Source organism: Bacteroides sp. An269, from assembly GCF_002159755.1.
In the GTDB taxonomy this organism is placed as follows: domain Bacteria; phylum Bacteroidota; class Bacteroidia; order Bacteroidales; family Bacteroidaceae; genus Phocaeicola; species Phocaeicola intestinalis.
Genome location: NZ_NFJG01000115.1, coordinates 1 through 14,519, shown reverse-complemented (window position 1 = coordinate 14,519; position 14,519 = coordinate 1). Strand labels below are relative to the sequence as shown.

Genomic DNA, 14,519 nt, shown 5'->3' with positions numbered 1-14,519 from the left:
ATGATATTTAGTAATATAGTCAATCTATAATAAGTTGGTTATTACCAATATATTGTGTTTTTATGAGATTTCCCGATTGTGTAAGTTAAAGTCCCGTACGCACCGCAACTCGAAAAAGTAAAATTAGGAAAAGCTCTGATTCCCAACGGAATTAGGGCTTTTTTATTGGTTTTCGGGCGGCAAAAAATAGCGTTTTGAAGAAGTTATGAGGGGCAAATTCAGGGTCCTTTTTAGGGTCACTGAAAAAAGCACCTGAAATGTATTATACTTCGCTGATTTTCATATTCTTGTATAGGATTTACCTGTTCCCTATTTTGCTAATTTTGTAACGTAAAAAACAAGGTGAAATGAAACAGGATTCAATGAAGATTTTGTTCTTCATCCGCAAGAGCAGGCTGAAGAAAAACGGCGAGGCTCCGGTGTTCCTCCGGATAACCATCAACGGACAACAGGATGAGATACGCATCCAACGCTCTGTCCCAATCAATCTGTGGAATAACCTGAAGGGATGCAGCAAAGGGAAGGATCGTGTGTCTTTGGAACTGAACAGCTACATAGAGGCTCTGAAAGTACGGCTGTACCAAATCCATAAGGAACTGCTCTGCCGGGATGCGCTGATCACTCCCAAAAACATGCTGGTCAAGCTGTTCTCCAAGGAGGAACGGCATTTGGTTGTGGAAACAATGAAAAAGTGTATTGATGACTGGCGCTCTCTTATCGGGCAGGAATACCAGCCGTCTACTATCTCCCGCTATGACAACTGCTATGAATCGCTGAAAACAGTGGTAAAGGAATTCTATAAGAAGGAGGACATCACGTTCTACGAACTGAACGGGGAATTCATCGACACATTTGAAATGCACCTGCGGACAGAGAGGAAACTCTCGCAGAATACGCTCACCAAATACATGAGCTGCTTCCGCAAGGTGTTGGGCATAGCCAGGGATAACGGCTGGCTGAACTTTGATCCGCTGGTGGGCAAACGGAAACGGCTGTTCAAGAAAGAGGAGACATGCCCGACTTTCCTCACACTGGACGAACTGCAACGAATCATGGAGAAGGAGTTTTCAACAGCACGGCTGAACCATGTGAAGGACTTCTTCCTGTTCTGCTGCTATACCGGGCTCTCGTACATAGACGTGAGCACGCTGCGCCCCATACATCTGTACCGAGACAATAACGGGAAGCTGTGGATACACAAGTCGAGGGTGAAAATCACGACGAACAAGGAAACCTGCACGAGTAATGTGCCGTTGCTACCGCCCGCCATCGCTATTCTGGAGAAATACAAGGGGTGGAATGAAAAGGATCCGGACGCGCCTTGTCTGCCCATTCCGTCGAATCAGAAGATGAACGAATATTTGAAGGAAATAGCTACCTTGTGCGATATAAAGAAACGCCTGACCGTCCATGTGAGCCGGCACACCTTCGCGACCACGGTGACGCTTGCTAACCACGTGGCCATCCAAAACGTGTCGAAAATGCTGGGACATTCGTCCACACGCATGACTCAGCATTACGCGCGGGTGCTTGACAACAGCATCATGGAGGACATGAAAGGAGTGGCTGGAATATTCCGCTAAATGTTTCATGAAGTCTGAAATGCTTCTCAACCGGCTGGTCTTATAACAAAACCAGGAAGGATTGTTTCTCATAACGACAATCCTTTCTGTTTTTTTTCTCTCTACCTGAAAGCTTCCCGCCTATTCTCTACAAGCAATTTCTCTATGTCTGCTTCCCGATACAGAATTTTACCGCCTATTTGATAAAACGGGATTTTTCCTGTATTACGATATTCCTGTAACGTGCGTTTTGTCAATTTCAAGTGCTGTGCAAGTTCGGTGTCAGTCAGAAAACTTTCTCCATTCAATATCGGTCGCGTATTGGTTTCCAGCATGTCGAGTAAAGCAGATAAATGCTTCATGTCCTGGAAAAACGCGATAGCCTGCGGATCGTCACGCATTATAACTTTACTCATCTTTCGGACTCCTTTCTCGATTTACGTCTATAGCCTGTCATTCCTAATAATCTCATAACATCCTGCTCCTGATAATAGGTCCTGCGGTCAATCTGGGTGTAAGACAAAGTACCGTTGCTACGCAAAGATTGCAAGGTTCGTGGCGAGATATGCAATATGGCGCATACTTCCTGATTGTCCAGCCATTTGTCCAGTCGCTTGGGCAAATGCCTTTGAGACAATGTTTCCACTTTCTTCTTGAGCAATTCCAAAGCCATGCGCATATCTTCAAATGTTTTAGCCTCTATACATACAAATTCCATACATCTCATTTTTAGGTTGGACAAATATAGCATTTGTAACCGTATTGTCAAAATGCATGTCGGCAACTGACTGCCAATGGCATCAAATGTCATAATAAATTCACTCAATTGAAATTTTACAAGCGACTACAAAGCTCCCTTTTAAGCGTATGCTCGCCTGCGTGAATCTAAATATTCACTAAAAACATCTATCCCAAGCGGGGAGTTTATCAAATAATCCCTATTTTAGTCCGGCGTAATATCTAATCTTACCCAAAGGCATGAATGATTTTATCCTGACCCTATTGATAAACGGAGGCGTAGTCTTATGTATCATAGGACTATGGGCTTATGCCAGATACTGGCGGCGAAAGGCGGCAAAGGCATTCCTCCAGCATGCTGTGGCTTGCTACAAGAAAGAAGACAGGGAAGAATTAGCCAGACAAGCCATAATGGCCGGGAGCAGACATGCCGGTTTGTTGTATGCACTGACGTGCCCGGAACGGTTTGACATCGTACGGCCGATGCGGGCTTTCCGTTTCGGGAAAATACGTTGCGTGTGTGCCGGCTATTATTTTCCCCAACGCTATGAAAGCTGGCTGAGGGATGATCAGGCAGATTTTGTACAGGATGTGTATGCCTTTAAGGACGGGGAAGAACCATGTGAAGACTATTTCTCACAAGCATTTGAAATTCTTTCTGTCAATGAGAATGTGACAGCGGTATTCATGCCCTGCAGTACCTCTGAACGGTATTACAGACGTTTCGCAAAAATAGCCCGCTATTTGGAACGGCATGGCTATGCTATGTCCGGACTTCATCTGATAGGAATCATTAGGAACCGGGAAAGCAAGCACACTGCCGCCCAACGGTCGAGCGTTGATACGTCGAACTACTCCATGTCGCTGGCATTGCAAGGAAAAAAGGTGGTAATTGTAGATGACCTTCTCACTACGGGAAGCAGCCTGACCGGATTTGCCCGGAATTTGGAACGAATTGGCGCGGAAGTGATCGGAGCGGTATTTCTTGCCCGTACATTTCAGGTCCCGTCATGGACGAAGGTTCGCTGGACGGTATGGAAAAGACATGTTTTGCCTCAGTGGATAAAGGCATAACGGATTATTTTGCCAACTGAGGGTAAATAACGTGAGTTCGATATAATTCAAAACATAGTAAGTTGCCCGTCCTTGACAAAACACAGGTCAATGGCGGGTTTCATTTCAAAGAAACAGTATGCCGCTATGGCAGATAGTGAATTGGCAATGAAGTTATTGAAGGAACGGTGTCTGGAGTGTTCAATCTGTGCGATATTCTTCAACTCATCATTGACCGTTTCTATCAAAGCTCGCTTTCTCAGCAGGATTTTGTCCGCTACGCTCATCAGGGAATTTTTCATATTGTTCTTCACTTTGGTTATCAGCTGTATGCCGCTCGTGAAAAGATTCTCGAACAGTGCCTGACCGATGTACCCTTTGTCCGCACAGAGCTTTCCCTTTATATTTTTTAGGAACCTGGTTTGTTTCAACGGCTCACGGTCATCCACATTTCCGGGCGTGAACATAAAGTTAAGGATTTCCCCTTTGTCGTTGATAATCAAATGCAGTTTGAAGCCAAAGAACCATTCCATGGAGCATTTCCCACGTTCTGCAAGTCCCTCAAAAGTCTTGTGAATCAATATGCGTTGATTAAGACATACACGCAACGGGGTGGAATCAACAAAACTGATACCGGTATAAGTACCCAGCAAGACTTCCTTGATGAAAACAGTCAGCTGTAACAGGACTTCCTTCTCCAGTTCCACAAAACGGTTGTAGGACACACGTCTGGGGAAGAGGTGACTCAAGTGCTTGCAGACATATTCCTTGTAATAATGCTTGAAACATCGGAAACCTCCCGAGTGGAACAGAATGAGGATGACCATGATTTCCGTATCGCTCATTCGGTTCGGCTTGTTCCGGTGCTTATGATTCTTGTCTTCAACCATGTATTTTTCCTGCACTTTGGCAAATTCTTTGCAAAAATCATCCGCCATGCAATAAATTTCCGTAAATTTAGCCTCTGAGAACATAGTGGTAATCGTTTAAATGTTATAATTTAATACTTTTATCGCTATGTTCCTAATTTTCAAATGAATAATTTTATTCCTTATATCGAACTCACGTTAAATAATTGAATCTACGGCCTAAAGAATTGCACAGGTATCATTGAAGTGATGAAAAATTTATGTCAGAGTTCAAACTTTGTATGGCAATAATTTAACATGAGTTCCACATAATTCAAAACATTGTAAGCTGCCCGTCCTTGACAAAATCCAGGTCAATGGCGGGTTTCTTTTCAAAGAAGCAGTATGCAGCTATGGCGGAGAGCGAATTAGCAATGAAATTATTGAAGGAACGGTGTCTGGAGGGTTCTATCTGTGCGATGTTCTTCAACTCATCATTGACTGTTTCTATCAAAGCCCGTTTTCTCAACAGAATTTTGTCCGCTACGCTCATTAGGGAATTCTTCATGTTGTTCTTCACTTTAGTTATCAGCTGTATACCATTAAGGAAGAGATTCTCGAATAAGGCTTGTTCGATATATTCCTTGTCCGCACATAATTTTCCTTTGATGTTCTCTAGAAACTTACCCTGTTTCAATGGCTCACGGTCATCCACATTGCTCGGAGTGAACATGAAATTGAGAATCTCACCCTTGCCATTGATTATCAGATGCAACTTGAATCCGAAAAACCAACCCATGGAACATTTTCCATGTTCGGCAAGCCCTTCAAAGGTCTTATGAATCAAGATTCTTTGGTTGCGACATACACGTAAAGGAGTAGAGTCAACAAAACTGATACCTGTGCAAGTTCCCAGCAATACCTCCTTGATGAAAACGGTCAGCTGCAACAGGACTTCCTTCTCCAGTTCCACAAAACGGTTATAAGACACACGTCTGGGAAAGAGGTACGCCAGATGCTTGCAGACATATTCTTTGTAATAATGCTTGAAACATCTGAAACCTCCCGAATGGAACAGAATCAGAATGACTATGATTTCCATATCGTTCATTCGGTTTAACTTGTTCCGATGCTTATGATTCCTGTCTTTAACCATGTATTTTTCCTGTACTTTGGCAAATTCTTTGCAAAAGTCATCCGCCATACAATAAATTTCCGTAACTTTATCCTCTAAGAACATAGTGGTAATCGTTTAAATGTTATAATTAGTCACTATAAATTTAATACTCTTATCACTATGTTCCTAATTTTCAAAGAAATAATTTTATTTCTTATATCGAACTCATGTTATTTTAGATAAATGCTTATCTTTGCATTAGAAAACATATTGTGTGTAAATAAAGTCTTCATAGTCCTGTTGATTTTTATGTATTAATAGGAAGATTTGACTAAGTTTATTTGAAACAAAATGAAGAATAATAAATGCGCTTTAGGTTTAAAGAAACTATTTGTTTTAAATATCCTGATGCTTGAAGAATTGATGTTACTCAAAAATTAATATTAGAGTATTGATAATTAATCATGAGAAAGATTTTTAGTAATAAAATATATCATAGTAACATAGACCAAGGATCTATTATTAATAATTGTATAGCAGAAGATTATCCACATAGTGCTGTATGGGGGTGTATAATTACTCCTCGTTGTGATTTAGCGCACCAAGGAAAAGTTTCAACAGTTCATTATTTACCAATTATCAATATAGAAGATTGGATAAGAAATGAAGCATATAATATACTAAAAAAGCAATGGGCGAATGCCCTGGAGAAGAAATTGAACACTATATTAAAAGATGCCGGAAGTGGCGATTGCTTTTTAAATAAGAACCTTCCTTCCGAAGATATATTAACTGTTGCAAGGACATTAATAAAAAAGAAGGCTGTTCTTAAGTCTTTTGAAACAGATTTTAGTATATATCTAAAGCAAACAGATAATGATTTTAAACAGTCATTAACTCAAAAGCAACAACAAGGAAATTTGAAAAATCTCATAAAAGATCTTGTCAAAGGAAATAATCATGCTTTTTATTTCATTGAAAGCTGGGATAATCCAACTGAATCTCTTCCTTATAAAGTAATTTTATTAAGAGACATTCGGAGGTTAAGATTAAAAATTGCGCTTAAGTTCGCATCTGGATTTCTTGAAGAAGATATTAGCCAAGAAGATATTATATATAATGATTTGGCTACATCAGGTGATTGTAGTAATTTATATTGTATTATTGAACAGATCAAATCTCCATTTATAGAACATATTTTACAGGCGTTTTCCTATAATTTTTGTAGAATAGGAGTTGAAGATATAAACAATATTGAAAATGTTGCAGATAATATAGTAAACCAATCTTTAAAAATATTATTGTCATGAATTATATATATATAACATATGATGCAATAACAGAATTTGCTTCTGATCGCTTTTTTCAAAGTGCAGAATACAGCGAAAGCATTATGCTGTGTAATATTCTGCGAGGAAAAGAGGAAAAATGGCAACATAATAAAATTGCATTTAAGCTAGTTAAGAATGGCTGCTTTTTCTACACAGAAAAGCTGAATAAGAAACGTGGAATAATTTTTGATTTATCAACCTTTGAAGGATTCTTAAAAAATGAAAACGAACGTATTATTACAATCTTTCAAAAGACGATAAAATACGCTGTCAGATATTTTGAAAAATTGCCAACAACAACTTGCGAAAAGCTTCTCCCAGGATCTACTACCATTGTTTATCCTTTTCCTTTTACTGCAACTAAAGATGTAGATAAAGTTTTAATAGATAGAAATTCCTCGAAACAAGATAGGAAGGACCGAAATATTCTTACTGTATTTTTCTTTGGAAATAACGATAAAGCAAAAGTTTCTTTTACTAATTTAAATAAGGCTATTGAAGAGTTGGTAAATATAAGATATAATGAAGACTTAGTAAATGGAACCAAAGAAAAGAGACAAACAGCTTTACTTGTAACAGATTTAAATACTTTAAATATATCAATTGATTCTAAAATAGGATACGAGAACTGGCAGTATTATTTAACAGAAAATCAAAAACAATTTGTAACATCATTAATTAAAGGTCCTGAAAGATTGGAGGGTGCAGCTGGTACAGGAAAGACATTGTCAATGATATTAAAATGTATATATATATTAAAAAGTAAGATTGATAAATTAGAAGAATATCATATTATATTTATAACTCATTCTTTAGCAACTAAAGAAAGAATTATAGATATCTTCCAGAATAATTGGTCGGAATTTGAAAACTATCAAGAAAAGAATGGTTCACGCCCTATTGTCTCTATATTTATAACAACATTACAAGAATGGAGTGCGAACCATTTGGGTACTAATAGTATAGCTGAAAATGAATATCTTGACAAAGATGCAAGCTATTCTAAAGCTATTCAAATATTATATATTGAGCAATCTTATGATTTTGTTATGAAAAATCATTGGAATGCATATAGCCTAATTTGTTCCAATGAATTTTCGTCTTTTTTTAATAATACTCCTAAAGAGAATTTATTAGAAATGCTACAACAAGAAATAGCGGTAATGATAAAAGGACGTGCAGGAGGAAATTTTGATAAATATAAGATGTTAAATCGTCCCCAATACTCAATTCCAATAAAAAATGATGCTGATAAAAGTTTTATGTTTGTAATCTTTAATAATTATCAGCATTCATTGGAAATGGTGGGACAGTATGATAGCGATGACATTACACTTTCTGCATTAGGACAAATAAATACTCCTATTTGGAGTAGAAGGAGAAGTAGAGAAGGATATGACGCTTGTTTTATTGATGAAACACACTTGTTTAATATTAACGAATTATCTATTTTTCATTATATAAACAAACCGGAAGAACAAAATAATATTATTTTTGCAATAGATAAGTCTCAAGCTATAGGAGATTGGGGAATTACGAATAAATCATTAGAAAATTTATTCAATATATCTTTAAATAAAACTGAAGAGCATAAATTTAAAACTGTATTTAGGAGTTCTCCTGATATTGTTAATTTGGCATTTAATATACTTTCATCAGGTGCTACATTATTTACTAATTTTGAGAATCCATTAGATTATTCTTTCTTTAATTTTACCAAAGAAGATGATAGGAAATGCAAAAAGCCAGTTTACATCATGCATAAAGATGATGATACTATTATTAAAAATGCGTTTGATTGGGCAGATAACTATAGCAAAGAGATGAATTGTTTAAAATCCAATATATTAATTATTGCAACAACTGATATTTTATTGAAAGAAATGGAATCCTATGCAAAAAGATGTCATAAACCATTTGAAGTCTTACAGAGTCGTAGCGATTCAAAAACCATAAAGCAAGCTATAGATGGCAACAAATATATACTGAGTGGTATTGATTATGTTGGAGGATTAGAATTTGATGCATTGGTAATTGCTGGCGTTGATAAAGGACGAGTACCACCTAGTAAAGATTCTAATGACGGAGCTTATCATTTTATGAATTATGCATGGCACAATAGGATGTATGTAGCTGTAACAAGAGCAAAATACGCCATATGTATATTGGGAGTACAAAGCAGAGGGGTAAGTCCTATATTGGAAAGCTCTATTTATTATAGAGTACTCGATTATCAAGAATAAATATTTATCTATGATAATCCTTGAAATATGTTACAAAAATATTTAACTATATCAAAGTTTCTTTTTGATAATAATGAGAACGCGTTAAAACTGATGTGCCTATTTCACTAGAATGTAAAAGACTGTGTCAGCAAAGAATAAAATATTAATGTTGCTGACACAGTTTAATTTACATCCTCGTTACTATTAGGTTCATAGTGACAGTCGCTATTGTTGTATATAAAGGTTTAATACCTGTAGTTGGCCGAATGCTTACGTCCTTCAGACGTATATCTTCATTGAAAGCTTTGAACGAGATGTGTTCGATGAACGATATACCGTCTATCTGTATGTTGTTAACCTTTGCACCGAACTCAACGGATTTGGTTTCCTTGCTTCTGACGATGGGACGTACATAATGACGGTCAATGCTGACAATACGGTCACTGACCTTACGACCTTCAAACATGTCCTTTTCCTGTACAAGAACCTTTCTGATGATGGAAAGACGCTTCCGGTAATCCTGCGTATATCGTAGTGCAGCTCCGTACTCTCTATGAATTTCATCCATCTGTATGAGGAGTTTTTCAAGGAGCCTGATCATACGACGCTTGAGCATCCTTGTCCTTGACGCCTTTCTTTTTCTTTTCTTACAGTATGACAGATAGACATCTGCAACATAAGCATATTTGTTGCGTGGACGTCTTATTCCAAGCTCCCTGCAATGCCGGCAGATTTGCCTGTAAAGCCATTCGAGACTTTCCCAAAGAAGCTTCATGTCTGTAGGAAAGTAAGCATTCGATAAACTACAAGTTTTAAACCTTTATATACAACAATAGCGACTGTCACTATGAACCTAATAGTTTCAGCCGCTATTATTTTGTTGAACCTATATGTTGCATATGGCATTAGTTGTCAGATACCCCATGTTGTTTTGTCAATATGCTTTCCGGATGTTTCAGCTTCCACTTGTGTGGAAGCAGATCCAAAAGTATCTCATGAGCTGCATTCTTGTGATAAGGCATTTGGGCGATTACATCATTCAGGTAATTCCTTGGGTTTACATCGTGCGCCTTACAAGTAGCCAATAGGGAACAGATAACAGACATATTAGCTGCTGCTTCGTGATTACCACAGAAAAGAAAATTTTTTCTGCTCAGAGTGATGGGCCGTTGGACATTTTCCGCCAGATTGTTATCCCAGTACAGGCGGCCATCGTCCAGACATCTCATAATATTATCCCATTTGGTATAGGCATATGTTATGGCCTTGCCTGTCAAAGAACTTGGACTGTATTTAATTCCTTCTGCCTCCATCCATACCTTCATTGCCTCCATGATTGGCCTGGACAGTTCCTGACGCGTCTGTCTGCGCTCATCATATGACAGGCCGGCTTCGTCACACTGGCGTTCTATTTTATAGATATGCTGTATCTGAGTCAGTGCATGTTGCGCCATCTCCCTGTTTTCATCCAAAGCCTGCTCAAAATGACGGCGTATATGCACCAGGCAGTTGAGCAGCCGCACGTCGGGGTTGGTCTTGAAGGCTGTTTCATAACCTGCAAAACCGTCACATTGAAGATATCCCTTGAAGTTATATTGATTTGCCAGGGATTCGATGACCGCTCCGGCCCGTGATCCCCCGTCGTAATGGAAGATGACCAGTTTCTCCATGACTGATCTTACCATCCAGAGATATTCCTTGTCGGCTCTGTGTTTTTCTCTGTTAATGACCGGAACTGTAGTTTCATCCGCCTGTACATAGTCACAGGAGAAGACTTCCCATTTGAGTTCTTCATACAGAGGCTTAAGCAGTTCCACGGTTTTCTTGAACCAGCCGTCCAGTGTACTTTCGGTAAGGCCTTTCATTCCAAGATGGCGGTATTGCTGTATCTGACGGTAGAACGGGACATGATATTCATACTTCTGAAGCAATATTTCGGCAAGCAGGCTGGTGTCAGCAATGCACTTGTCGACCGGCATCAGCGGCATGGGAGCTATCTCTACGCCTTTCTGTCCGGCCGGAGGAAGCAGGGTACTATCCTTGAGAGCATATTTGGGACGGATGATCACCTTGACGTAAAGCATTCCCGGCTTGTGTTTGACGACTTTTGTTATCTCTTCGCCTATTCTACGGTATAAAGACAAGTCTACGCCTTTCGGTTCTATTGTATCGGTCTCCAATACGGGCAAGTCCTCTATCATTTTGCGGTTCTGACGATTTCGTTTTACGTCTTCCACCGATTCCTTCTCAATCTTTTCCACAGCCTCGTCCCGCTTTTCTTCCGCCTGCTGCCGGAGTCCGGAAAACTCGTCGGCAAAGAGATCTGGCATATTAGGATCATATACGCGAAGTTTCTCCGATTTACGGCCAAAGAGCTGACGGTTCAGCCATGCGACCTGAGCCGTCAACTCCTTGATACGTTCCTGCAGATTTTTTATCTGTTCGGATTGATTCTTATTAGTAGTAGACAATGAGGCTATAGAGGCATCCAGCCCTTCTATCGTCTTGAGTAAAATTTCTTTTTCTTCCATTGTCTATACTTCTTTTAATGGTGTAAATATACTAATTAACAGTGAATTATGCAACAATATCCAAAGTTTACTCACGCAAAAAACATGTTATACATGGTATTCCTTACGTTCGGCTCTTAACCGCCGGAGCCTCTGTTCCGGGTTTTCCTGTATTCCTTCAACCATCATCACCAGATCGCGCCACTCCATGGGATAGCTGTTTGATTTGGGATCATACTCCGGCAGCTTGAAGCGACCGGCCTCCAGACGTTTTACATACATTACCATACCTCCGTCTTCGGCATGAAGGAGTTTCATTAGTCTGCGGCTGGAACCGATGAAGATGAAGACATCACCGTTCCTCACTTCACTGTTCATTTTCTCATGTACCACTCCGCATAGCGAACTGATACCCTTGCGCATATCTGTCCTGCCCGGACACAGGAAGTAGCGCATCGTGTCGTTCAGGTTAAACATGACCGTCTCGAAGACTTTGGGTAAATATTTCCTTCAGCAAATCTTCAGAACCGCTCCCGAAGTGGGCACGAAGTCCATTGGGAAACAGCAGCGCAACACCATGCGGCAATTGTTCTTCTTGGGAAGACTCCGTAAATGCCTGTTTAAAACTGATAGGAGCCAACTCGTGTTTGATGCTGCTCCTGTCAACGGAACATTTTCTACGCCAGTAGTGATAGGTTGAATAACTTACACCTATCTGTTGAAGGTACGACTTCAACGGCAGCTCGCTTTGTTGCACCTGCAATTCTAATTCTTCAAATTCTTGTCTGTTCATAATAATTGAGGTTTGATTGTATTCACTGCCGCAAAGCTACAACCAAACCTCAAAGTGTAAAAGGTGCATTTCTTCGAATGCTTACGTAGGAAAGCGCATATGGCATAGCAAGTAGCATCTGTCATGCACACGTGAAGGTTCTCAAGATATAGTTTCCAGTGTGTGGCAAGTACCTCCTAAATGGACTCAATGTCAAGATGAGATGCTATCTCATTACGGATTGCGCTGACTATCTTATAGTTGGTTATGGGAAAGACTGGATCTATCATGATTCCGCAGAACATCTGGTAATGTATGTTTCCGTTGAGATGTTCCACCAACCGTCTATCGGAAAATCCAGATATAAGAAGAAACTTATAACTGAATCCTGTTCCCATTTACACAAAATTTTGGACAGTGTCGAAAATCCGGTATAGGACTTCAGCACCATAAGGACAATCTTTGCAGAAGGACTAAAAATGCTCCTGCGTCCCAGAAGCTGCTCAGACAGGCCTGCGGATTCTGCCATACGCTCAAACGGAAACACCGGGTGAAGCTTGCCAAGCTCACTCTCATTAAAACTCTTGCGATATTTTTCCAGAATATCAAATTCTGTAACCCCCAAAGTTGGGTGAATTTCGGAAATATTTTGTGCCTTAGCCATATCTTAATCGGGAAATTCTCCCCCCGTTTTGGCTGTCAAACCTTATTTTCGGGGAAATATCTAAAGATACAAAAATTAGCCAATCGCAACACCTTGTGTATAAATTATTTAGCTAATTTATACTATCTAATGAATATCCTCTGTAAAATAAAGGTTATAAAATATCATTAATAAACAGATGTATCTTTGAACATATTAGAAGATGATATAATTTTATTTATAATATTATTTTGCTCAATTTTCAGCCTTAATGTATTTATTTCATATAAGTCTAAAACTGTATAAATCCCTTCAAACAAAAACTCTAATGCGCATTTATTAGGGTTAGATTGCTTTATTATTAATTTGTAAGGTAAAAATATAGTGTATTCAATGTCTTTCTCTTTTTTAAAAATAGTTGGTCCACATATTTCGTTTGTTAATGATTCTTTTTTTGCAGATATACGGAACATTAATTCATATTCTATTCCATAAGATTGTTCAAATTTAGGACTCATTTCTACTAATTTAGACACTTCTTCAGATAAAAAGCGTTGAAATGATGAACTAAAGGGGAATGAAATCCCCGCTTGTATATAAAGTTGTCCAAAATATATTTTCATACTAATGATTTCCATTTTTAGGTTTGAAACTTTTTTGATTACCTTCTGGCACCTTTCCTGTTTTATCGTAATACGATTGTAATCGTGCCGTTTCTGCATTTTTTGCTTCTAAAGTTGTTGTTATACCTAAATCTTCCACAATAAACCCTTCTACATTGCCTTTGCCATGTATTTTTTCTAATTTTCGTATTTGCTGATGAAGTCTTGTTGGTAAATCTGAAGATTTTGTAATTCGCATCATATCGGCTTTCCCTATTTTATATAATTTATCTTTTATTCTTATTTCATAGATTCCAAAATGGCTAATAGCTGAATTGGAATTCAAGTGTAATCCCCAAATATCAATCCAAATATTTGTATCAAGCACATAACCATATATAGTTGGATTATTCCCTGCTAAACCAATTGGATCTTGTGAAATATAGTTTCCTATACTTGCATCATAGTATCTAAACCTGTTGTAGTACAGTCCTGTTTCTTCATCCGCATACTGTCCTTGGAATCTGAAAGGACAATCGCATTGTAATTTTCCTACAAAGTTAACGACTTTGCCGTAAATATCCAAAGAACATTCCCAGGTCTTGTTTCCCTGCCCGTCGTACATCTGGATAGGAGTACCCATGTAGTCGGACACGATGGAATACTGCTTGCCATCCTGTATCTTTGCCGCAGGTACAAACGTGCCCGCCTCGAACACCCAGGTGGTAATATCTTCTGCTGGTTCTTTGGGAGGGATGTTTCCCTCTTCGTCCGATTGTAAGCCAATGGCTTTGTAACTCCATTCGTGCAGCGGTACGTTGCCGTCCCACACCCAGCGTGTGACCTTTCCGAAATACCGCTTGGCGGTGCGGCGCCCTAATGCGTCGTAGCGGAAGTCCACCGGCCTGCCGTCCGGCCGTATAACTTTCTTCAGCATGCCGTTGGACGCCCATTCGTAAAGCCAGCCCGTGCCCGTAGCCAGGCTGCGGATGCCGCGTTCCTTCTCCATGCGCTTGCGGTCATGGGGCACGGCGTTGTCCTGCAACTCCTTGAACTCGCGGAAAATAAGGTTTCCCTCGTCGTCGTAGTGGTAAAGGCAATCCGGGTCTTCCAGAAGC

General features: G+C 39.3%; 13 protein-coding genes and 2 pseudogenes. 4 read left to right on the top strand and 11 right to left on the bottom strand.

Translation table 11 applies throughout. The annotated features are described in order from the left end of the window. Positions 1-347 precede the first annotated feature (347 nt). Complete coding sequence (locus B5F71_RS16230) at positions 348-1,583, top strand: site-specific integrase (RefSeq protein WP_087212339.1); 1,236 nt, start codon at positions 348-350, stop codon at positions 1,581-1,583. A 101-nt stretch (positions 1,584-1,684) separates the two neighbouring features. On the opposite strand, the gene B5F71_RS16225 is transcribed toward B5F71_RS16230, so the two are convergent. Beyond that, positions 1,685-1,978: a helix-turn-helix domain-containing protein gene (locus B5F71_RS16225; protein WP_087212336.1), complete on the bottom strand. Its 294-nt coding sequence runs from the start codon at positions 1,976-1,978 to the stop codon at positions 1,685-1,687. Beyond that, positions 1,975-2,280, bottom strand: coding sequence for a helix-turn-helix domain-containing protein (locus tag B5F71_RS16220; RefSeq protein WP_087212332.1), 306 nt, complete (start codon positions 2,278-2,280; stop codon positions 1,975-1,977). Before B5F71_RS16220 ends, B5F71_RS16225 begins: the two co-directional genes overlap by 4 nt. A 260-nt stretch (positions 2,281-2,540) precedes the next feature. On the opposite strand from B5F71_RS16220, the gene B5F71_RS16215 reads away from it, so the two are divergent. Further along, positions 2,541-3,374, top strand: a complete 834-nt coding sequence (locus B5F71_RS16215) for a phosphoribosyltransferase (RefSeq protein ID WP_087212328.1) — start codon at positions 2,541-2,543, stop codon at positions 3,372-3,374. Between the two features lie 47 nt (positions 3,375-3,421). Here B5F71_RS16215 and B5F71_RS16210 read toward each other — a convergent pair whose 3' ends face one another. After that, positions 3,422-4,327 (bottom strand): IS982 family transposase, encoded by a 906-nt coding sequence (locus tag B5F71_RS16210; RefSeq protein WP_087212324.1) that lies wholly within the window; start codon positions 4,325-4,327, stop codon positions 3,422-3,424. Between the two features lie 208 nt (positions 4,328-4,535). Then, positions 4,536-5,441: an IS982 family transposase gene (locus B5F71_RS16205; protein ID WP_087212320.1), complete on the bottom strand. Its 906-nt coding sequence runs from the start codon at positions 5,439-5,441 to the stop codon at positions 4,536-4,538. A gap of 341 nt (positions 5,442-5,782) precedes the next feature. Between B5F71_RS16205 and B5F71_RS16200 the strand changes: the two genes are divergently transcribed. Both B5F71_RS16200 and B5F71_RS16195 read left to right on the top strand, forming a co-directional pair. Then, positions 5,783-6,628, top strand: coding sequence for a hypothetical protein (locus B5F71_RS16200; protein WP_013617073.1), 846 nt, complete (start codon positions 5,783-5,785; stop codon positions 6,626-6,628). Then, positions 6,625-8,892, top strand: a complete 2,268-nt coding sequence (locus tag B5F71_RS16195; RefSeq protein ID WP_013617074.1) for a UvrD-helicase domain-containing protein — start codon at positions 6,625-6,627, stop codon at positions 8,890-8,892. Before B5F71_RS16200 ends, B5F71_RS16195 begins: the two co-directional genes overlap by 4 nt. Before the next feature lie 256 nt (positions 8,893-9,148). Here the strand turns inward: B5F71_RS16195 and B5F71_RS16190 are convergent. The 7 genes and pseudogenes from B5F71_RS16190 to B5F71_RS16160 all read right to left on the bottom strand — a co-directional run. Then, positions 9,149-9,661, bottom strand: a pseudogene (locus B5F71_RS16190) (DDE transposase); the annotation flags it as partial. 118 nt (positions 9,662-9,779) lie between these two features. Beyond that, positions 9,780-11,405: an IS66 family transposase gene (locus B5F71_RS16185; RefSeq protein ID WP_087212317.1), complete on the bottom strand. Its 1,626-nt coding sequence runs from the start codon at positions 11,403-11,405 to the stop codon at positions 9,780-9,782. Positions 11,406-11,492: 87 nt separating this feature from the next. Further along, positions 11,493-11,861, bottom strand: coding sequence for an IS66 family insertion sequence element accessory protein TnpB (tnpB, locus tag B5F71_RS16180; RefSeq protein ID WP_071149928.1), 369 nt, complete (start codon positions 11,859-11,861; stop codon positions 11,493-11,495). Next, complete coding sequence (locus B5F71_RS16175; RefSeq protein ID WP_087212315.1) at positions 11,854-12,177, bottom strand: hypothetical protein; 324 nt, start codon at positions 12,175-12,177, stop codon at positions 11,854-11,856. The genes tnpB and B5F71_RS16175 overlap by 8 nt, the downstream gene beginning before the upstream one ends. 84 nt (positions 12,178-12,261) lie before the next feature. Then, a pseudogene (locus B5F71_RS16170) lies at positions 12,262-12,820 on the bottom strand (transposase); the annotation flags it as partial. A gap of 167 nt (positions 12,821-12,987) precedes the next feature. Further along, a complete protein-coding gene (locus tag B5F71_RS16165) occupies positions 12,988-13,437 on the bottom strand; it encodes a hypothetical protein (RefSeq protein ID WP_041583896.1) in 450 nt (149 codons plus the stop codon). Next, positions 13,424-14,519: RHS repeat-associated core domain-containing protein (locus tag B5F71_RS16160; protein ID WP_241148630.1), on the bottom strand; the 1,096-nt coding region annotated here is incomplete at its 5' end. The genes B5F71_RS16165 and B5F71_RS16160, both read right to left, overlap by 14 nt.